The organism is Zoogloea oleivorans, from assembly GCF_008107625.1.
Lineage (GTDB): Bacteria > Pseudomonadota > Gammaproteobacteria > Burkholderiales > Rhodocyclaceae > Zoogloea > Zoogloea oleivorans.
The window spans coordinates 124051-145989 of the sequence record NZ_SDKK01000003.1; the positions used below are offsets into that span (position 1 = coordinate 124051).

The following is a 21939-nucleotide window of genomic DNA, read 5'->3' on the forward strand; positions in this document are numbered from 1 at the left end:
GCTCAGCGGGCCCGCTGCCAGAGCATCCCGTGGGTGACGATGAACTGGTACTTGCGGGCGTGTTCGCGGATCACCAGCGGTACCTCTTCCTCGCGCAGCAGCACGAAGCCCTCGTCCTGCAGGTAGGCCTTGAGGGCGTCGGAGCTTTTCACTGGCTGGCCGTCCTGCTCAAAACCGCCGAGCCAGGCCTCCTTCGGGGTGAATTGCGCCAGCCACGAATAGGGCGAGAACAGGGCCAGCAGGCCACCCACCTTGACCAGCCCGCGCTCGCCGCCGAGACGGCCGAGGAGGGACTTGGGGCTGGGCAGGCGGCACAGCAGGTTGGCCATCAGCACCGCGTCGAAGTCCACCAGCTCGGCCGGTAGCGAACAGGCGTCAGCCTGACGGAAGCTGACGCGGCTGCGTGCGATGGACGGGTCGATGCGGGCGGTGATGGTCTGGCCGAGATCGCCTTCGTCGCGCCGGAAGAAGGGGCGGGTGCCGTCCTTCTGCAGCACATTGGCGGCGTCGATGAAGGCGCGGGACAGATCCACGCCGAGCACTTCACCGTAACCGCGGGCCAGTTCGAAGCTCGAACCGCCCACCGCACAGCCGATGTCCAGCGCGCGGGCCGTGCCGGTGGACCAGCTCTTGGCGCCGTCCAGCAGCCAGTCGGCACAGCGCTGCGGGAAGGCGGTGGTGCGCTGCGGGCCGCCGGGCCAGGGCATCTGGGTTTGCGGCTCGCCGTGGTGGAGGAGCATGTAGTCATCGACCATCTTTTCGTCCTCGTAAACCTGGCGGCCGGCGTCGGCGGCGTTGAGCTTCACCACGCCGCCGTCGTGGGCGGCCTGCACGACGCGAAAGCCGGCGTGCTGGTAGAAATGCGGGCGGAAGTGAAAGCGTGCCCACACGCCGGCTTCGTCACCACAGGATATCCACGAGCCACCGAGGATCATCTGGTGCTGGCCGTCGTAACAGGGGGTGGAAAAGTCGTCGTAGAGGGGATGGACCTTGCTGCCCGGCAGCGGGTTGAAGTCGTCGCCGTGCCATTGCCACAGGTTGCCGAAGACGTCGTGGGCGCCGGCAAGGCTGGGGCGCCCGGCATCCACCGGCCACGGGGAGCCGTGGGCGAGCTGGCTGTTCCAACCGCTTTCGCGGCCCAGGGTGGCGCCATCGACGTGGAAGGGCGGGTTGGTGTCGGCCCACGCGGCGTCGCGCAGGGCGTGGTGCTCGGCCTCGGTGGGCAATCGACAGGGCACGCCGTCGCGGGCGCTGCGCCAGGCGCAGAAGGCGGCGGCTTCGTGGGCGTTGACCTCAGCGGGCCAGTTCCACGGCATGGCGATGGTTTCAAAAAGCGTGCGCAGGCGGTACTGGTGCAGGCCGGCGGGGCCTTCCGGGACCCAGAAACAGGGCCACTTGCTGTTGCGGAAGCCGCGCCATTCCCAGCCGGCTTCGCTCCACCACTGTTGTTCGAGGTAGCCACCACTCTGGATGAATTCGAGGAAGGCGCCGTTGCTGACCAGCTGGTTGTCGACCCGGAAGCCCTGCACCGAGGCGCGGCGCTCGCCGTATTCGTTGTCCCAGCCGAAGCTCGGCCAGTTGGCCGGCTTGCCGATCTTCACCTGGCTGGCGGAGATGTCGAGGAGGCGCGTTTGCGGATAGTCCTGCCCGGCCCTGGGCGGAAAGGCGGCCGAGGCGCCGGTTTGTGCGCTGGGGTGCAGGGCCGGCCAGGCGGCGGGGCGGCCGACCAGTTCCAGCGGCAGCTCGCGGATCAGCACCGAGGAGGTTTCCAGGTGGATGCGCTCGTGGTCGAAGCCCATGAAGAGCGCCCACAGGGGATGGCTCTGGGTGATCGGGGCGTGGCCGTCGGCGAGGTCGGGGTGGGTTTCGATGAGCTGGCGGACGGTGATGTACACCTGCTGCCGGTAGCTGTGGGCCTCGCCAAAGCTGGGCCACAGCATCTCGTTCTTGGACATGTCGTCCCAGCGCATTTCATCCACGCCGGTTTCGAAGATGCGCTCGAAGTAGGGGTTGAGCGGGTTGTCGATGAGGCCGGCGACCCGCAGCTTGTTGATGTACAGCGCCGCCGGATGGCAGTAGTAGAACAGCATCGGGTGACGCAGGTGGTGGTAGGGCGGGCGGAAGAAGGCTTCCTCCCCTTGCAGGCCGGCGAACAGCACCTCGGTCAGCGTCCAGCAGTTGTCGAAGGCGGCCAGTACCGACTCACGCGTACAGGTGGCCAGGTTGGGTTGCGGCAGGGCGGTGAGGCTGCCGTCGGCCTGCAGGCCCGGACAGCTGGCCGGGGCCAGGCCGGTCCACCACCAGTCGGCGCGCGGGCCGCGCAAGAGGGCATCCTGCTCGCCGCGCAGGTTCTGGCGCCAGGGTTCCACGGCATTGGGGATGGCCGGTTCGAGGTTCGGGTGGGGCATGTGGAGTCTCCTGGAAAGCGGTTTTCTTTTTTCTGTGGGTCGGACTTCAGTCCGACAGCGCGGGCTGAAGCGGTGTTGTCGGACTGAAGTCCGACCCACAGGAACGGGATTTGTCGGGGCTGTTTTTGGGCGTCATTGTCAGGCGAAGAGTTCGGCCTGGATAGGCTTCGGCGCTGTGTGTTCGGGGATGGCGTCGCGGCGGCTCAGGCTGGCCACGCGCACGCCGAGCAGGCGGATGCGCCGGTCGAGCAGCACGCGCCTGGCGCATTCGCCGGCGGCGCGGCGGATCGCTGCGGCTTCGCCCGTGGGGGCCGGCAGGGTCTGGTCGCGGGTGACGGTGTGGAAGTTGTCGAAGCGCAGCTTGAGGCCGATGGTCTTGCCCACGTAGCCCTTGCGGGCGAGGTCCTGGGCGAGCTGTTCGCACAGGCGCGTGAAGTGGCCGGACAGTTCGGACTTGTCCTGCTGCGGGTGCAGGTCGCGCTCGAAAGTGGTTTCGCGGGACAGGCTCTTGGGTTCGCTGTAGGTGACCACCGGGCGTTCGTCGTCGCCGTGGGCGGCCCGGTGCAGCCAGATGCCGTAGCGCTCGCCGAAGTGTTCCTGCAGCCACTCGGGCGCGGCCGCGGCGAGTTCGCCGATGGTATGGATGCCCAGCGTGTCGAGCCGTGCCGCCGCCTTGGGGCCGATGCCGTTGATGCGCTTGGCCGGCAGCGGCCAGATGCGGGCGGGAATGTCGTCCGCCGGCACCACGGCGATGCCGGCCGGTTTTTCGAGGTCGGAGCACAGCTTGGCGAGGAGCTTGTTGGGCGCCACGCCGAGGGAGCACGACAGCCCGGTGGCACCCATTACTGCCTGTTGCAGGTGCAGCGCAACGGCCCGCGCGCCGTCGCAGCTGCCGTCGGGGTTGAGGGCGGTGAGGTCGATGTAGATCTCGTCGATGCCGCGGTCTTCCACCTCCGGCGCAATCTCGCGCACGGCGGCCTTGAAGAGGCGCGAGTAATGGCGGTAGGAGTCGAAATCGGCGGGCAGCAGCAGGGCGTCGGGCGCCAGCTGGGCCGCTTTCATCAGGCCCATGCCCGAATGCACGCCGAGCGCCCGTGCTTCGTAGGAGGACGTGGTGATCACTCCGCGGCCGACGTAGTCGCGCAGGCGCGGAAAATTTTGCCCCGACTCGTTTGCCGTCGCGCGTCGACCGCCCACCACCACTGGCTGGCCGCGCAGGTGTGGATAGCGCAGCAGCTCCACTGACGCATAAAAAGCGTCCATGTCCAGGTGGGCGATGCTGCGGGGGAAGTGGGGCATGTTCAGGGTGGCTGCCGCAGAGGGCTACATTGTGCACGAAGGGGCGATGCCGTGAGGCGGTGGCTGCGTGAAGGGTCTTTACTGAATGGACGCGCCACAACTCTTTTCGTAGGCTGGTTCCGGGCTGCCGAGCACGGATTGGGGGAGCGCCTGCTATCTGTGGGTGCTATATGGATATACAGATATAAGGCTGACGCCGCAAAATTTCAAGTCCTGCCTGTCGCTGGTAGCCAGCGGGGCGCCACCAGTCAGAGGAGACAAGAAAATGGCCGAGCTTTCCCTTCAGGGCAAACGCATCCTGGTCACCCACGCGGACGCCTTCATGGGCCCCGTGCTGTGTGAGGTGCTCGCCCGCCGCGGTGCCACCGTGATGTCGAGCACCGATGCGCTGCTCGACCCGCAGGCCCCCGCCGCCCTTGTTGCGGCATCGGGCCAGGTTGACGTCCTCGTTGCCAACCTAGCCATCCCCAGTCCGACAACCGCCGCTACCGAGGTGGACGAGGCCGAATGGCGCAAGGTCTTTGCCGCCCTTGTCGACCCCCTGCCGCGTCTGTGCCGTGCCGTGCTGCCCCCCATGATCGCGCGGCGTGCCGGCAAGATCCTGGTCATGGGCAGCGCCTCGGCCCTGCGCGGCATCAGGGGGGCCACCACCTACAGCGCGGCCCGCGGGGCCCAGCTGGCCTATGTCCAGTCCCTGGGGGTCGAGGTGGCCGCTCACAACGTGCAGGTCAATGCCATCGCCCAGAACTTCGTGGACAACCCAACCTACTTCCCGCCGGAGGTGCAGGCCAACCCGCGCTTCCAGGAGCGCCTGAAACGCGAGGTACCCCTCGGCCGTCTGGTGAGCGCCAGCGAGGACGCGGAGTTTGCCGCCTACCTGTGCAGCGATGCTGCCAACTGTTTCGTGGGGCAGGTTTTTCCGGTGTGCGGGGGGTGGGTGCAGAAGTAGTTGTGGCGATCTGTACTAATTTCGGATAATTCAAAATGAATTGATGTTGTGTAAATTTTTGTGTCTAGTGTGTATGGCATTTAAATAAATGTCTTAATGGCGACCTGGTGTGTTTTTGTTCAGGTTTATGCCAAATAGACTTTTTCGGGGCCTGGTGGGCGCCCTGTTTCCCCTTTGCGCCTTGGCCGATGTCGTCCCTGATGGACGTACCGCAACGGCCGTGCTCACCGAGCCTTCTGGCAAGACCCTGATCCATCTGGCGCCGCCGGCCGGTGGCGTCTCCCACAACGTCTTCTCGCGCTTTGACGTGAATCGTGCGGGCGCTGCGTTCCAGAATCAGGAGGCTGGCGCCCGCACCATCGTGGCGGAGGTCCGCTCGTCCCAGCCGTCCGTGATCGAAGGGCCGGTGTCGGTGGACGGCCCCCGTGCCAACCTGATCCTCGCCAATCCCAACGGACTCGCCGTCAATGGCGGGAGCTTCATCAACTTCGGCAGCGTGGCCCTGGTGGCGGGCAGCGTTGCGCTGGAAAAGCAGACCGTCGGCAATGGCGTCCAGACCTATGTTTCCGCCACCTCGGGGAGCGGTGCCATCAGCATTGGGCCCGACGGTCTCGCTGCCGATCTGATCCGGCTCGAGCTGCTGGCCCGGCGCATCGATGTGGCCGGCCCCCTCGTCAATGCCTACAGCTCGCCCACTGCCCTGCTGCGTCTGGTGGCGGGCGAGGCCAGTGTGCTCTTCGATACGGCGGCCTCGCCTACCGATAACCTGACCCCCTGGGCCTACTACACTCCGGGAAAATCGGCGGGCCAGGGCATCGTCATCGATCTCGCGGCCCAGGCCCGGATCACGTCAGGGCGGATTGAACTGCTGGTCACCGATGCCGGTGCAGGTGTGCGCAACGCGGGTCATCTGCAGGCCGCGTCGGGTGATTTCGTGATCGACAGCACCGGCCTGCTGGCGCAGAAGGGGGGGCGCATCGAGGCGGCCGGTGACATTCGCATCCGGGCCGGAGCGGTGCTCCAGGAGCAGGCCGCAGAGGGCGGCGCACCGTCGATCGCGGCATCCGGAAGTCTGGATATCCAGGTGAGTGGCAGCCTGAGCAATCTGGGCGGCAGTCTTTCCGGTGCGGCCCGCAACCCTGCGGAGGGGGCGGCGCCGGCAGCGCTGCGCATCGTCGCCGGTGCAGACATCGTTAACCAGACGCCCGCAGGTGGCACCGGTGCGGTGATCTTCGGCGCCGCCGACGATGTGCTGCTGGAGGCGGGGGGCGACATCCGCAACGTCAACGGGCGGATTGTCTCCAACGGCGCCCTGACCCTGCGGGCTGGGGGGACTGCGCTGAACGAGTCGGTCTTCGTCGCGGGAAGTGGCCGCAGCGTGTCGTCCAGGGATGAGCACAACTGGCTCGGCCTGCCCCGCGAGAGTCACACCATGACCATCGATAACGGTGTGTTGGCAGATCCGGTGCACACGGCCTACTGGGTGGCAGACGGCCAGTTGAGCGTCACGGCCGGGCAGATGCACAACCTGGGCGGAAGCCTTTTCGCCAACAAGGGTGATGTGGTGCTCGACGTGGGCGGCGAGATACTCAACCGCGCCTGGCTCACCGGGGGCCTCACCCTGCGGGAGTCCTGCAATCTCCTGTTCTGCCGCCGGACGGTGGAGGTCAGCGAGAACCTGGTCGGTGGGCAGATCCTGGCCAGTCAGGATGTGCGCATCAAGGCCGGCGAACGTCTGGTGAATGAAGGTGGCCTTGTCCATGCGGCCCGCGACATGCATCTCGACGCGCCCCGCATCAAGGCGCGGGGTGTGCCGGTGCATGTGGCGCTGAGCCGCGAGGATGGATTGCGCGCCTTCTTTGGTGACCGCTGGGCCGGCCTGTATGCCATCGATCAGGGCGGTGGCTTCACCGCCCAGGCGGGCCGCTTGAGCCTGAGCGGCCAGGCCATCCAGGACCGTGGTTTCTTTTTCGCGAGTCAGGGCATCGACGGGGTTATCACCGTGGAGCGGGTACCGGGTCGCGATCCGGTTGAGCTGACCAGCCACCTGGGGGTTTTCAGTGCCATCTGGCGCTGATCCGTTACGGCGCCTGGCCCTGGCCTCGGCCCTTGCGCTGGCCGGGACGGCTGCCCATGCCCAGCTGCCGCCGGCGCCGCCGCGTCAGGACCAGGGCGACCGCATCCTGCGTGAGGAGATGGAACGGGAGCGGGAGCGCCTGTTGCGCCAGACCACGCCACGCATCGAGCAGCCCGTCGCCCCGGCCGCGGTGGGGCTGGATCCGGCCGAGGTGGCCGAAACCGTGCCCATGTTCCGTATCGAGCGCATCGAACTGCAGGGCGAGGATCTGTTGCCGGCCGGTGTCCTGGCGCGCCGGCTACGGCCATTCACCGGCCTTGAGCTGGGTACCGTGCGCATCGGCCTGCTGCTGCAGGGGCTCAATGCCGACCTCATCGATGCGGGCCTGATCACCTCCCGGGCCTATGTGGTGAGCCAGAACCTGGCGAGCGGCGTGCTCAGTCTGCGCATTGTGGCGGGACGCATTGAAGCCGTCCGCTACAACGGCAGGCTGCTCGAGGCGGATGCCCTCAGCGAGCCCGGCGTGCGTCTGGCCCTGTCCATGGGGGTGGGCGACATCCTGCAACTGCGGGATATCGAACAGGGGCTGGACCAGCTCAACCGCCTGCGCGGCCGACAGGTCCAGGTGCGCATCGTGCCCGGGGAAACGCCGGGGGGCTCGGTGCTCGAGTTCGTCGATCCGTCGCCTGCGTCGGCCTGGCGCGCCTGGCTCGGTGCCGACAACCAGGGCAGCCCCGCAACCGGCTCCCGGCGTTTGCGTCTTGGCCTGGAGATGGGTGACCTGCTCGGTCTCAACGAGAACCTCAATCTCGGCTACACAGGCAGCCTGGAGACCAATGCGCTCAATGCCGGCCTGTCCCTGCCCTGGGGCTACAACACCTTCAGCCTGCTCACCACCTGGTCCGAGTACCAGAGCCTGATCGGCAATGTGGCGCTGCTCCACGGCAGTTCCACCAACCACGCGGCGTCGTGGAACCGGCTGCTCTTGCGTGACCGGGACACCAAGGTGGCGGCGGACCTGGCCCTGTCCGTGCGAGAGGCGCGCCGGGAGATCAACAACGTGGCCCTTGCCCCGCAAAAGCTCACCGTGCTGCGGGCCGGCATCAACCGCCTGACCCGCTTTGAGTCCCCCGAAGGCGCCGGCCAATGGATTGTCGATGCGGGCTTCTCCCGGGGGCTGGATGCCCTCGGCGCCATGGGTGATGCCGGGGCGGGAAGTGGCCCTGCCGCCCGCGCCCGCTTCGGCAAGCTGGATGTGTCGGGCAGCGTGGTGCTCTACCTGCCCGGCAACTGGAGCCTGCGCGGCAACGGTGCGTGGCAGTGGAGCGGGGTGCCCCTGTTCTCGTCGGAGCAGATCTTCGTGGGTGGCGTGGCCAGCGTGCGGGGCTTTGCCGAGTCTGCGGCTGGGGGCGACAGGGGCGGCTACTGGCGCACCGAGCTCGCCCGCAGCCTGGCTGCCGCTCCCGCCGGCATGCACCTGGAACCCTTTGCCTTCTGGGACGCCGGCTATGTCCGGACCCTCGCCAGCGGGCGTGCCGCCACCCTCATGTCGGCCGGCCTCGGGCTGCGGGCGGCTACCCGCGCCGGCAACGTCGAGCTGATTGCCGGCAAGCCCGTCGTCCATCCGTCGGACATGCCCGATACGGCCTTCCGCCTCAACCTGTCCCTGACCCTGTTCTTCTGAGAGATCTGCCCATGCGCGCGCCCCTGCCTGCCGATGACGACATGTCGTGTGTCTCCCCGTGGCGCCGGATCACCGCGCGCATCCTGCTGGTCGTCTTCGGTTCGGGCTGCCTCCTGCCGGGTGGCGCCTACGCGGCGCCTATCGCCGATCCCAATGGCCCCATCGCCTTCCGGCCCGGCATCGGTCAGACCACGACCGGCGTGCCCGTGGTGGATATTACCCGTCCCAACGCGGGCGGCACGTCCTACAACCGTTACCAGCGTTTCGACGTGGACCCGGAAGGTGTGGTCCTCAACAACAGCAGCCAGGCGGGTACGACCCTGCTGGGGGGGAGTGTGGCGGCCAATCCGAATCTGGCGGGTGGGGCTGGCGCCAGCGTGATCGTCAATGAGGTGGTGGCCCCGGGGGCGGCATCGCGCCTGGCCGGGTCGATCGAAGTGTTCGGCGTGCCGGCGGCGGTCATCGTGGCCAATCCCAACGGTGTTACCTGTGCCGGCTGCGGCACGGTGAACAGCCCGCGCTTCATGCTTTCCACCGGCACGCCGGTGTGGCTCGACGCGACAGGCAACCCTGGCAGCTTCGCCGGCGCCACGGGTGTCGGCTTCGATGTGCTTGAGGGGCAGGTGCGTGTCGAAGGGCATGGCCTGGAAGGGACGGTCGGGAAGGTCGAACTGGTGGCCGCCGGTATCCAGCTGGACGGGCCAGTGCGGGCCCATTACCTCAACCCCGAACTTGCCGGAATCACCGTGCTGGCGGGCGCCGGACGGGTGGCCGAGAAGGCGGGGCAGTTCGAGAACCTGACTCCGGGGCAGGCCGCTTCCGTTCCGTCGGGCAGCTTCGCCATCGACGGCACGGCCTTTGGCGCCATGAGCAGCAGCCAGATCCGCGTCGTGTCCACCGACCAGGGTGTCGGCGTGCGCATGGCCGGCCCCTTGCTGGCCGACAGCCTGGGGCTGGTGGTCCGCAGCGCGGGCGATCTGAGCCTGGGCGAGCTGGTGGCGCGCCAGTCCATCACCCTGGATGCGGTGGGCAACCTGAACATGGAAGGGGCGACGGCGAGCGGCGGCGACCTCTCCGTCCAGGCCGGAGGGCGGGCTGTCCTGCGGGCTGCAAGCACGGTGACCGGCTCCGCCAGCCTGTCTGCGGCGGATGCGGTCGAGATCCTCGCCCCGCTCACGGCCGGTGGCCGGGCCAGTGTGAATGCCGATCAGGTGCGCCTGGGGGCGGGGGTGACGGCGAGTGAAACGCAGATCGATGCCCGTTCGCTGGTCCTTGGCGACGGGGGGCGGGACCTCCAGATTCGTGGTGACCTGGCTCTGGCGGTGGCGGGTGATCTGGTGGCGCCCGGGGTTGTCTCCGTCAGCGGCAACACCCGTCTCTCGGCAACCGGGTCGGTGGGGTTGGGTGGGGATGTGACGGTGGGGGGAAACCTCTCGGTGGACGTGGCGACGGATATTCGTGCTGCCGGCCACGTCAATGCAGGCGGTCTGGTGCGCCTGCATGCCGGCCAGGCACTGGACATTGTCGGCGGGGTGTCGGCTGGGACCCTCGATCTGGCCGCCGGCCGGGCTGTCCTTGGTGGCGACGTGATGGTCGCGGGTGACGGGGCCATCGTGGCCGCCAGCCTGGTGCTGCCTGTCCGGGTCGAGGTGGGCGGGAGCTTGCGCATCGATACCTCAGGCGATCTCCTCAGCAGCGGTCGTGTGGTGGCCAATGGCGACCTGAGCCTCGACGCCGGGGGGCGTGTTGCCCTCGCCGAAAGTGGCGCCGGTGGCCAGGCCGAGGTGACGGCCCGGGGTGGCGTCTTGTCCATCGGCGGGCCCTTTGTGGCCGGGCGAGCTGTGCAGCTGGCCGGGCGGGACGGGGTGCGCACGGGCCTCGTCCAGTCGGGGGGGGACCTGAGCATCGTCAGCAGCGATGGTGCGGTGGAAACGGGCGTCCTGCTCGCCCCGGGGAATGTGGTGGCGAATGCCGCCCTCGGCTTGAATGTCGCCGGCCCGGTGGCTGGCGGAGGGGATGTCCGCCTTCTTTCGGGGGGCGCACTGCACCTTGCCGGCGGGGTTTCTGCCGGCTCGGACCTCAGCCTGGGTGGAGGCTCCGTTCGTGTTCGGGAGGTACTGGCCGGGGGGCTGCTTGCCATTGATGGCGGGGTTGTCGAGGCCGATGCCCTGGTGGCCGGCGGCGCACTTGCAGTCCGTGCGCGCACCGGTGTGAGCGTGGGCGCGGGGGTGCTGGCCAACGGGCCGGTCAGTGTCGTGGTGAGCGACGGAGCCCTCGTCGTGGGTGGGAGTCTCGCGTCCAACAGCGCTCTGGCGGTGACCGCGCAGGGTGACATCGGCGTGCTCGGCGGGGTCGGCAGTGGCGCTGCAGCAAGCCTTGTCAGCAGTCAGGGGCACATCGCCGTGCAGGGTGGTGTGAGCTCGGTCGCAAGCATTCATCTCGACGCCTTCGGGCAGCTTGGTGTGAGCGGCGACTTGGCGGCCCGCGGCCCCATTGTCCTGCGCAGCGGGACGGCGGGTATCGATGTGGCGGGGAACCTGGCCGGGGCCGGCAGTCTGTCGGCTGACGCGGCGGGAAACATCCGCTTCGCCGGTGAAGCGCTCGTGGGTGGCGATCTGGCCGTGGCGACGACAGCTGGGGCCATGGCTTTCGACCGGACCCTCGAGGTGGGCGGCGCCACGCACCTGGCTGCTGTCGGTGGCATGCGCTTCGGTGGCGACAGCCGCTTCTTCGGTGCACTGAGTCTGGGCAGTGCCGACGGGCCCATCGTCAACCAGGGGCAGCTCTATACAAGCTCGGACTTCATCCTGGATACCCTGGGCGATTTCATCAGCGAAGGGCGGATCGAGAGCCTCGGTTCGGTCTCCATCCGTGCTGCGCAGCTTGCCCTGAACGATCACGAGTCCGGCGGCGTCTTCGCCAACGGAGGTATCCGCCTGGCGGCACGCGATTCCGGCCGCCTTGGCGCCCGCGGCCTGCTGTTGAGCAGCGGCGCGATCGTCCTCGAAGGGCCCCGTTTTGAGACAAGTGGGGATGCCCTCTCCTCCGGCGGCTCCTTTTCCTTCACGGGGAACACTCTGGTGAATGCCGGCCTGGTGGCGGCCCGGTCCGCGGTGGTGAATGGCCGGCTGGAGAACGAGGCCGGCGGCCGGATCTCGGCGGTGTCGGTCCAGGTGGGCGGAGAGACACTCAACCGGGGCGAGATCGGCGGTGGAACGGTGATCCTGGCGGACGGGGTGAACAACGTCGGGACCGTCGTGGGTGATCGGCTGGAGGTGGGCGGCGATCTGGTCAATGACGGCAGCCTCGGCGGCGGCACCTTCCGCTTCAATGGCGGCAGCGTGGCCAACCGTGGCGTTATCGAGTCCATGGGCAGCACGGCCATGGTGGCGAACTCCCTGGTCAACAGCGGCACGCTGCATGCGGGTACCGGTGGAAGCATCCAGGTGACGCAGGGCCTCGTAAATGACGGGGGCCGTCTTTCGGCGATGGACGGTCTGAGTATCGTCACCGGCGCATCACTGAGCAACCGTGCGGGACGCATCCTGGCCGGGGGCGACCTGGGTGTGCAGGTGGCTGGCGACCTCAGCGGCGGTGGCCTGATCGCCGCCAATGGACAGTTGCAGGTGAGGGCAGGGGGCGGGCTCGAACTGGCTGAAGGGGGCGCGGGGCGCAGTGCGAGTCTTTCCGCGGATGGTGGCCACCTGACCATCGGCAGCCCGTTTGCGGCCGATGGCCAGCTGTCCCTGGCCGGTCGGGATGGCGTTGCGACCGAAGCCCTGTCGGCTGGCGGCGCGCTCAGCGTCACCAGTGCGCAGGGACGCGTTGTCACCGGTGGCCTGGCCGCGGTTGGCCCGCTGACTGTCGTTGCTGCTGGCGATGCAACGGTGCTCGGTCCGGCAGTGAGTGACGGGGCTGTGAGCCTGAGTGCGGGGGCAGGCTTGAGCGTGGGGAGCACGCTGGCTTCCGGCGAGGCCGCGAGCCTCAGCGGCGCAGCGGTGCGCGTGAATGGCCCGATCCTGGTTGAGGGAGCCCTGACCGCGGATGCCGGCACGGCCGGGCTGATCCTTGCGGGCGAGGTTCGGACGGGCGCCGGGGTGTTGCTCAAAGGGCGGCAGGTCTCTGCAAGCGGGGTGCTGACAGTTGGCGGAGTCGTGGTACATGCAGGGGCCGACGGCTTCAACAACAGCGGCAGCCTGGTGGGCAACGCGGGTGTCGATGTGGCCTCGCTGGGGGCCGTGGTGCAGCAGGGCGTTGTGGCGAGTCAGGGGAATGTGTCCCTGGCGGCCGGACGGGATCTGAGCCTGTCGGGCGACGTGGAGGCGGGGGGCAATCTGGCCCTGCGTTCCGCCGAGCGCATCGTCGCTGGTGGCGCATGGTGGTCGGCAGGTGCCCTGGATGCCAGGGCCGGCCAGTCCCTCGACAACACCCGCGATGTGCTTGCCGGCGGGGCTGTGAACCTGACGGCCGATACCGGTGCGCTGACGTTTGGAGGCCGTGTGGCTGCCAATGGCGCCCTGCACCTGAAGGCCGGCGGGGCGCTTGCCGCCGGGGCCGTGAGCGGTGGTCTTGAGAAGGGTGAGACCGTCTCGGTCGAGGCGGGGGGCAACGTGAGCCTTGCCCAGGTGCTGGCCGGTGGTGACTACCTTGCCAGGGCGGGCGGTGACTACCGGGCAAACGGGGTAAGCCTGGTGGTCGGAAACCTGGATCTGGCTGCCGTCCGGGATGTTGCCCAGACAGGCATGGTGAGCATCGGCGGTGACGCCTCGGTGCAGGCCGGCGGCAGTCTCGTCCAGGGTGAAACCCGCATCCTGGGCAAGGGGATGCTGGCAAGTGGTGGTGCGCAGGCGTACGCGGGCAGTGTTTCTACGGGTGGCTCTCTGGATCTGCGGGCGGGTGCGGGGGTGGATGTGGCCGGCGCGCTGCTTACGCCTGCAGCGCTGTCCGTCGAGGGCGGAACCGGAGGTGTCCGGGTTGCCGGTGACCTGAGTGCCGGTGGTCGTCTGCAAGTGGGGGCCGACAAGGGCATCGCTGTGGGCGGCGAAACCCTGGCCCTTGGCACGGCACAGTGGTACAGCCGGCAGGACGGCATTCACCTGCAAGGCCCAGTGACGGCCGTGGAAGCCCTGAGCCTGGAGGCTGCGGGAAATATACGGGTTGCCGGTGACGTGACGGCGGGCGGAGCGCTTGATGCGCGTTCGGCCGCCGGGTCGGTGGTGTTCGAGCGCGGGCTGGGGGTGGCCGGTGCCGCGAGCTTTTCGGTGGGACAGGACCTCGCTTTCCTCGGCGATGCCCTGTTCTACGGGCCCCTGTCGGCGACACGGGTGGGGCGTACCCTGGACAGCCGGAGTCGCCTGCAGGTGGGGAGCGATCTTCTGCTCGACATTGCTGGCGACTTCGTCAGCGAGGGCGTGGTGCAGAGCGCCGGGGGCGTGCGCATCCAGGCCCGCAACATCACGGCCAACGTCAGCCGCCCTGGCGGCATCGTGGCCAACGGTGACGTCGAGCTGGCGGCTCGCGATCTGGGGCAACTCGGTGCTTCGGGAAGCGTGGCAAGCAGTGGCGGATCGATCCTGTTTTCGGGGCGCCGCTTCGTCAATGCCGGTGATGTGATCCCCGGCGGGGCGGGCTTTGCATTTTCAGGCGGCACCCTGAGCAATTCGGGGCGCATCGTGGCGGATGCAGTCCGCGTGACCGGCACGCTCGACAACCAGGGTGCCGTCTACGGCGAGACGATCAGCGTCAGTGGGTATGCCAGCAACAAGGGCTCCATGGTGGGAGATGCCCTGTCCTTCGATGGCGGGCTGGGTAATGGGGGCCTCATTGCTGGCCGCAGCGTGAGTGCATCCTCTTCCGTCTCCAACAACGGCGAGATCAGTGGCGACAGCGTCAGCCTGTCCGGCGCTGTGGTGGCCAACAGTGGCCTGGTGGCGGCGAACCGTGTGGCGATCCAGACGGCAGTACTGAGGAATCAGGGAACGCTCAGCGCCGGAGGCCTCGATGTTCGTGCCAGTGGCGCCTTTATCAACGGCGGCCGCGTTCTGGTGGGCGGCAATGCCGATATCGTGGCGGATGGTGGCTTCGTCAATCAGCTTGGCGAGGTGTCCCGCTGCGTCACGCCCGCCGTCTGCAATCCTCCGCCCGGGCTGCCGCCACCGCCGCCACCCGATCCCGAGAAGGACTTCCGCTTCGTGCAGAGTCCTGCCGTGCTGGCCGTGGGCGGGCTGCTCACCCTGGCCGGTGGCTCGGTGGAAAACCGGGGTGTCATCCAGGCAGACGGCATCCACATGGCCCTTGGGGCCGCGGATCTCGTTAATGTTCGCAGCGAGAACGACGTCCTCACCGACACCAACTTTGGTGTCGAAACACCCACCACCAATACCGGCCTGATTCTGGCGACGGATGACATTACCGTTGTCGCGGGTGCTTTGCGCAATAGTGGCGGGCGCATTGCCGCGGGCGGCAGGCTGGATGCCCGCATCAGCGGTGATCTGAGCTCGGTGGCGGGGACCCGGGCTGGCTTGTCGCCCCTGCTGGGGGGGCGCTACATCACCCTCTCCGGAGCCGAGGTGCACACCGAAGGTCTCGTGCATGCCACCCAGGATCTGACCGTCCTTGCTCCGACCGGCAGCCTGACCAACCGGGGCACCCTGCTGGCCGGCAGCAGCCTTGCCGTCGTGGCCGGCACTGCCGTGATCAACACCGACAAGGCGGCCCTGCTGGGTACGCACTCGGTCAGCCTCAAGAGTGCCCAGGGCATCGACAACGCCGGCCTGATCTACGGCAACGGTGAGGCTGCCGAGCGAATTGACATCGACGCCGGTGAAGGCACCTTCCGCAATGCCGGCAGTGGCACCGTGCTGGCCGACACCTCCCTGGACATCAAGGCTGCCGCCTACGCTAACGGTGGCATGGTGGCGTCCCGGGGCAACGCCCGGCTGGATGCGTCATCCTTCATTTTCCGGCCCGCCAGCAGCCCCCTGCTTGCCTTCGGAACCCTGCGCCTCGACGTGGCGGGCATATCCGTCGATGTTGGCGAAACCTGGGTCAGTCCCGCCGTGGACACCGTTTGGCGTGGGGTCCTTGTGAACACCGGGCGTGTGCTGCTTGGCGGCAACGCGGCGGGCAGCGTCGAGAACCTCGCCACCGACAGCCGGACGCTGGCCGGTGAACCGGACCTACTCAATGGCGCCTACCTGTTGCTCGGGCTGCCGGTGCTGAATGGCGCCTATGTGGACAGCCACACCGATGTGGCTACGCGTGCCCAGTTCGTGGTCAATGGCCTGTTCCAAGGCAGTCTGCGCAACGTGGCCTCCGACGCCAAGGTGGCCGGCATTTACAGCTACAGCGCCGGGAGCGCGGCCCAGACCGTGCGCTGGATCAATGCTGCCGGCGACACCGAAGAAACCGCTGCCCTGAGCCTGGCGCGTCTGGATGCAACGGGCGGCTCCACGGCCATTACCCTCGAGAGCCCCGACGCCGGCACCATCGTCGCCGGCAATCTCAGTATCACGGGTGTCAATCTCAGCCTCGGTACGGGCGTCGACCCGACTGTGGCCCAGCAGGCCCTGGCAGCATCCCGCCTCAACAGGGTGGTGGTCGGCACCCCGGCGGGAGTCCACGGAACAGTCACGGCTTCGGGCGGCGCGGTCAGCGCGGGTGGGGGGCTCCAGCCTGCCTCTGTCCAGGCCACGGGCCCGACGGCGCCGGTTACCGCGTCGCCTGCCAGTCCGGGGCAAGCCGTGCTGGCGGGCGTCACTTCCACCCTGCCGGTCGGTGGTGGCGTGGTTCAGGTGAGTGAAAGCCTTGTGGTGGGTGACTCTGCCGGGACCGTCCTGCCTGGGGTGCCAGGCCAGGTTGCCCCCGGCCAACCCGCGTCCGGCAACGGCTCTCAGTCGGTGCCCGAGGTGAGCATCGATCCTGCCCCTGCCCAGCTTGCGGGTGGCGATACCGAGCCCCCGCTCAAGACGCCGGCGCTTCCCGCAACGTCGGGCAGCGTACTCCCCGCCGACGAGGCCGCCCGCTATGGTCTGGCCTTCCCTGACTGGGGTAGCTTCACCGGTGTTGCTGGCACCCTCCGTGCCGACAACCTGGACCTCCTGCTGTCCGGCCGTTTCACCAACCGGGGGGTGTTTGAAGTCAGCGACCGCCTGCTGATCCAGGCCGAAGGCGGCATCGACAACTTTGGTGCCTCCATCAAGGCCGGCGGCACCCTGGGGGTGTTCGGGGCGAGCCTGGACAACCGCAACGGCAGCATCCAGGCCGGCAGCCTGGTGCTTTCCCTGGACGAGTCGCTGGACAACACCCGGGGCCGCATCCTTATCGACAAGGACGCCACCTTTTCCGTGGGCGGCGACCTCATCAACGACTCCGGCCGCATCGAAGCCGGCAGCCTGACCCTGGATGTGGCCGGAAACCTCTACAACCGCACGCTCTACGCCGTCGACCAGAAGGAAACGATCACCACCAGCCATACCGAGCTGGACAGCTTTTTCGGCACCACCATCACCACGCGCAGCGACAGCACCGTGACCCAGAGCGCCGACCTGCGCGCCGGCATCGTCGCCCGTACGGGCGATCTGACTTTCAATGTCGGCAAGGATCTGGTCGTCACCGGCGCCGACCTCAAGGCCGCCGGCGCACTCACCGGCCGGGTGGGCGGCAGCATCGACATCCAGGCCCTGTCGGTGGAGAACAGCCGGCAGCGCATCGACACGCTGACCAACGAACGCAGCTACACCCTCAACAACGGCGAAATCGAGACCACCGGGCTCACCGCCAGCGGCAGCACGGTCACCACGCACATCGATGGCCAGATCCGCCATCAGGTCTCCACCCTCGAGGCGGGCGGCAAGCTCGACCTCGAAAGCGGCGGCAGCACGCTCATCGTCGGCGCCCGGGTCAAGTCTGGTGAAGAGACGCGCATCGTCGCCGGTGGGCACCTCGCCCTCGGTGCCGTCGTCGACAGCACCCATGTCGAACAGCGCCTCACCATCCGGGTCGAAGGGGCCGCCATCCTCCCAGGCCTGCCCACTGCAAGCGGAGAAAGCTTTGAGCTGACGCATGCCGACACCACCGTAGGGGGGCAGCTTGACGCGGGTGGCCCCACGACGCTCCAGGCCGGCGGCAGCCTCATCCTGAGCGGCCAGCGCATCAACAGCGGTGGCGATACCCGCCTCGCGGGAGAAAGCGTCGTTCTCGACGGCCTCACCCTCGAGAACCGCCAGGAAGCCCGCAATATCGGCTCGACGGTTGTCTCCCTCGACGCTCAGAGCCGCCACGCGGGCACCGTCATCCACAGCGCCGGCTCCCTCGAGATCATCGCCACCGGCAGTCCGGCGGATGCGGCCAGCACGGCAGGCAGCCTCCGTGGCAGCGGCGTCCAGCTCGAAGCGGGGACAAAGCTGACCCTCTCCGCCGAAGGTGACATCACCCTTGAGGCCGGGCGCAATACCGAAGACTTTGAAGTGCGCAACCGCTCCGGCACCTCCATTGTTCAGCGCAGCCGCGACGAAAGCGTCCGCAACGTGCTCAGCGGTGACGCCATCAGCCTGGCCGGGCGCAATGTCACTCTCGAAGCAGCCAGCCTCACCACCCCCGGCAAGGTGAATATCGCCGCCCGCGAGTCCCTCGCCCTGACCGCGTCCACCGACCTCGTTTCGGAGCTCACCCTCAACGTCACGAAAAGTGGCGGCTGGTTCAGCAAGAGGACCACCACCACCGAGCACACAGAACAGAACCTGCTGGCCGCCACCACCCGCATCGACGCCCAGGACATCCAGCTCCAGTCGGGAGGTGACCTCGACCTCTTCGGCACCCGTCTCAATGCCAGCGGCGAAGCCCGCCTGTCTGCCGGTGGAGAGCTGCATGCCTACGCCGTGCAGGACGTGCATAGCGTCATGGATCGTCACAAGGTGAGACGCTCTTCCGGCATCGACATCCTCATGCTCGGTGTGGGTTTCATTTTCCCCACGAGCCAGGGAAAAAGCGAAACCCGCGACAGCCGCACAAGCGAAGAAGCCCAGGTCACTCAACTGCAGAGTGTGGGCGAACTCACCACCCAGAGCGGCGGTGACACCCTGCTGCAGGGCACCCGCATCACCGCCGCCCACACCACCCTCGAAGTGGGTGTCGGCGACAAAGCCCAAGCCGACGCCACCCTGATCCTCGAAGGCGCCAAGAGCCGGCTCGACATCAGCCACACCGAAAGCAAGAAGTCCCTCGTCTGGCAAAGCCAGTCCGGCCAGGGCGAAAGCACCGAGACCCTGACGCTCGTCAATATCCAGGGCCCGGTCACGATCCAGGCCCCGAAGATCGTCGCCCAACTGCCCGAAGGCGAGTTCAAGACCCAGTTCCAGCAACAGGTGGCGCAGCCCGGACAGGAGTGGCTGCTGCAACTGGCCGACCGCCCCGGCGTGGACTGGAAAGCGGTCGCCCTGGCCCATGAGAAGTGGGACTACCACCAGGAGGGGCTGACGGCTGAAGCGGCGCTGATTATTGCCATTGTGGTCACCATCGCCACCAGCGGTACAGCTGGCGCATCGCTGGCCACCTTCGTTTCCGGTAGCGCCGTTGCCACCACGGCCACCTCCGCCATCGTCCTGCAGGCCGGCGTCGTTGCCCTCACGGCCCAGGCCACCGTCAGCCTGATCAACAACAAGGGCGACCTGGGCAAGACCCTGAGCGATCTGGGGCGCGACGAAACCGTCCGCAGCGTGGCGACCGCCATGCTCACGGCCGGCACCCTTAACGCACTGACCGGCAGCATCAGCGTCCCCAACGCTGACGGCACCTTCACCTCGCTTGCCGAAATCAGCGGCAAGTCCGACCTGGTCTTGCAGATCGGCAAGAACGTCATCAACAACACCGCCAGTGCGGTGATCGACACCGCGATCAACGGCGGCGACCTGGGCGACAAACTGGGTCGGGCCATCACGACCGGCGTGATCGACGCGGCCGGCGCGAGTGCCGCCAACGTCGTTGGCGGCCTGGACGGCTTCAGCAATCGCATAGGCCACCTCGTCGTCGGCTGCGCCGTGGGCGCGGCCAAAGGCGGCGACTGCGGTGCCGGCGCCATTGGCGGCGTGGTCGGCGAACTGGCCGCCGAATGGTACGGCGGCGGCCGTGCCCCGCTGAACGCCAGCGAGGCAAGCGAGACGGTGAACGTCGCCCGCCTCTTCGGTGCCCTGGCCGTCACTCTAGTGGGCGGCGACGCCCAGGTGGGGGCCGACACGGCGGGGAATGCGGCACAGAACAACTATCTCAATCATCGAGACAACCAGGCGCGTTACGAAGCCAAGAAAGCCTGCGCTGATGGTGATGAGGCTGGTTGCCAGAAAGTGGCCGAACTGGACGTGCTGGATAAGAAACGTGATGCGGACTACCACGCGGCCTGTGATGGTGTGCTCAGGAGTAGTGCCGGATGCGCGGTCATGACGCGGGATCTATACGACAAGCTGGGAACATATGCCGAAAGCGACGCCCGCAAAGCTGCGTTGGCTGACAAGACGGGTGATCTGACAAAGGCGCACAAGGCGGAGATGCAAAGCTACCTTGGTCTCATCAAGACGTCCAATCCTGATGTCAGGACAAGTACCGAGAGTCTGGTTCGCGCACCGAACACATACAGTGCGGATCCCTATGGTGTGGTGAACAAGAACAACACCAAGGATACCTATCTGGTCATGAAGTTTGGGACTGAAGCCTTGGCGATCGCCAATACCCGTGACGGCGACAAGTACTGGTTCACCAATCTTGCTGCGCGCAACGGAATGGACAATGAGTCTGACTATGCGGCGGGCTTGATGTTGACCCATTGGGACGCGGGCGCTCAGACGAAGCAGGATGTATTTAATCGCGAACAACGCAGCAATACTAAAAGCATTCCCTATGTCCCCGTCGACCGCTACACGCTTTCCTACGCTCCGACAGAAGGCTTCTTCACTGATCTCTGGGGGGCCTCCCTGACCAAGCTTGGGGTGGAGTCAGACTCGGTGCTCGGTTTGCGTAGCCAGATGGAGCATGTTCAGGCGAGTGGCCAACGGGTCAGCTGGGTTGTCCACAGCCGGGGTGGGGCAGAGTTTGTGCAGGCGGCGGAGGGGTCGAGTGTGAAGGATCTCAGCAACAACTCGGTTGTCTTCCATGCGGGTGCGAACAACAAATGGGTCACAGATTCGGTGATAGGTGGCAAGAAGATCGGTGACGTCATCAACAAGGACAACCGCTATCGTGATGCCCCGAACGACCTGGTGCCGCAGATCGTTGGTCTGCGTTTCCTGTCTTCACCGCAGAATCTTCTGCCGGCACTTCTGTCTGCGCCCTGTCTCTCCGATATCTTCTGCTCCATACAGCAAAGCCCACACACCTTGCCGTACAAATGGAATGGCCTGCAAAAGGAGGGAAAGTGATCATGCAACTGTGGAGAAAGCTGTCGGTGGGGATATTTGCCTTGCTGGCTGGCGTTTCGTTTCCGACGCACGCAGCCTACGAAAACACTCCCGCGTGGTGGCAGCGTTATGGAGAAGAACGGGATGCAATCTACGCGCACATGAAGCGCTACGGCATTACTCGGGAGGGTGTGGCCGCGATGCGACGTTTGACGGAGACGGCGCCGTCATATTCCGATCCGCATGTGAGTCTTGCTTCGGAAAAGCTTCTGAACCCCGGTGAACATTACCGCATCGAGATGGATGAATTCATCCTGACCATGAAAGTGCCGGATGTGAAGGCCGTTCCCGGAAACTGGATCTGGCCCTACACCAACACCCGAACGCCGGACCCGGCGATGAAGAAGCTGCTCCAGCGAGAGAATGGGGCGGTGAGAGTGGCGAACCTTGGTTGGTATACCTGCCGAAGCATTTTTCCGCCGGGGCTTGTTGGGCGTTGCGAGACCATGGGGGTTAGCATGACGTATCGCATCCTCAAACCAGATGAGATGGCCGATTTTTCGACGCCGGAGAAACTACGGGAGCTTTCCAGGAAGATCATAAGAAACATGATCATTCCGAAAGAACAAGTGGAGAAAGCGATTCGCGAAGGCAACATCCTCAACGGTGCAGACAATCGCATTCATCTTGATTCCGAGACGATCGTGATCAATGGGCGAGTGTGGGTGCGCGATGTCATGGATTCGAGCTATCGCCGGAGTTATGCGTATGCGACAGCACTTTCCCCTGACCGAATGGTGGGATTCACCTTCGGCCTGCCCGAGTACGACTACAACGCCAATCCTGACCCGTCCAGCTACCCGGCGGCCATCAAACGAGCCTTTGTGTTGATGGAGGAGGTGGTCGCATCGTTGCGCATTGCCAGAGTCAACGACGACGGATCACCCGATCCGTTTGTGATCGAACGCGTGAAACCGGCACCGCTGCCGGTTCGGGAAAAGCTGCCCGCCGCCCAATGAGCGGAGTGCTTGACCAAGGCTGAACTTTGGCAATTCAAAGGTCAATTCGTGATGCGTTACATGGAGGTATGCAATATGTATTCCTCGGCGCCGAACGCAACTTGCTAAAAAGCCACG

7 protein-coding genes are annotated in these 21939 nt (G+C 66.7%); 5 read left to right on the forward strand and 2 right to left on the reverse strand.

Features of this window, described 5'->3' with window-relative positions:
* Window positions 1–2 precede the first annotated feature (2 nt).
* Window positions 3–2408 (reverse strand): 5-histidylcysteine sulfoxide synthase, encoded by a 2406-nt coding sequence (gene ovoA / locus ETQ85_RS03795; RefSeq protein ID WP_148577724.1) that lies wholly within the window; start codon window positions 2406–2408, stop codon window positions 3–5.
* Window positions 2409–2546: 138 nt separating this feature from the next.
* Window positions 2547–3707, reverse strand: coding sequence for a DNA polymerase IV (gene dinB / locus ETQ85_RS03800; RefSeq protein WP_148577725.1), 1161 nt, complete (start codon window positions 3705–3707; stop codon window positions 2547–2549).
* A 265-nt stretch (window positions 3708–3972) separates the two neighbouring features.
* Here dinB and ETQ85_RS03805 point away from each other — a divergent pair, with 265 nt between their 5' ends.
* The 5 genes from ETQ85_RS03805 (at window position 3973) to ETQ85_RS03825 (ending at window position 21822) form a co-directional block, all read left to right on the forward strand.
* Window positions 3973–4656, forward strand: a complete 684-nt coding sequence (locus ETQ85_RS03805) for an SDR family oxidoreductase (protein ID WP_148577726.1) — start codon at window positions 3973–3975, stop codon at window positions 4654–4656.
* Window positions 4657–4783: 127 nt separating this feature from the next.
* Entirely contained in the window at window positions 4784–6733 is a 1950-nt protein-coding gene (locus ETQ85_RS03810; protein WP_148577727.1) for a filamentous hemagglutinin N-terminal domain-containing protein, read from the forward strand.
* On the forward strand, window positions 6717–8417 hold the full coding sequence (locus ETQ85_RS03815; RefSeq protein ID WP_148577728.1) for a ShlB/FhaC/HecB family hemolysin secretion/activation protein: 1701 nt from the start codon (window positions 6717–6719) through the stop codon (window positions 8415–8417). Before ETQ85_RS03810 ends, ETQ85_RS03815 begins: the two co-directional genes overlap by 17 nt.
* Before the next feature lie 11 nt (window positions 8418–8428).
* The gene (locus ETQ85_RS03820; RefSeq protein ID WP_148577729.1) at window positions 8429–20824 is read left to right on the forward strand and encodes a two-partner secretion domain-containing protein; all 12396 of its coding nucleotides are present in this window, start codon (window positions 8429–8431) and stop codon (window positions 20822–20824) included.
* Window positions 20821–21822, forward strand: coding sequence for a hypothetical protein (locus ETQ85_RS03825; protein ID WP_148577730.1), 1002 nt, complete (start codon window positions 20821–20823; stop codon window positions 21820–21822). The genes ETQ85_RS03820 and ETQ85_RS03825 overlap by 4 nt, the downstream gene beginning before the upstream one ends.
* The last annotated feature ends 117 nt before the right edge of the window (window positions 21823–21939 follow it).

Bases quoted from the DNA above. Each gene is read 5' to 3' on its own strand.
- dinB (WP_148577725.1), bottom strand. From the start codon at position 3,707: ATGCCCCACTTCCCCCGCAGCATCGCCCACCTGGACATGGACGCTTTT.
- ovoA (WP_148577724.1), bottom strand. From the start codon at position 2,408: ATGCCCCACCCGAACCTCGAACCGGCCATCCCCAATGCCGTGGAACCC.
- ETQ85_RS03805 (WP_148577726.1), top strand. From the start codon at position 3,973: ATGGCCGAGCTTTCCCTTCAGGGCAAACGCATCCTGGTCACCCACGCG.
- ETQ85_RS03820 (WP_148577729.1), top strand. From the start codon at position 8,429: ATGCGCGCGCCCCTGCCTGCCGATGACGACATGTCGTGTGTCTCCCCG.
- ETQ85_RS03810 (WP_148577727.1), top strand. From the start codon at position 4,784: ATGCCAAATAGACTTTTTCGGGGCCTGGTGGGCGCCCTGTTTCCCCTT.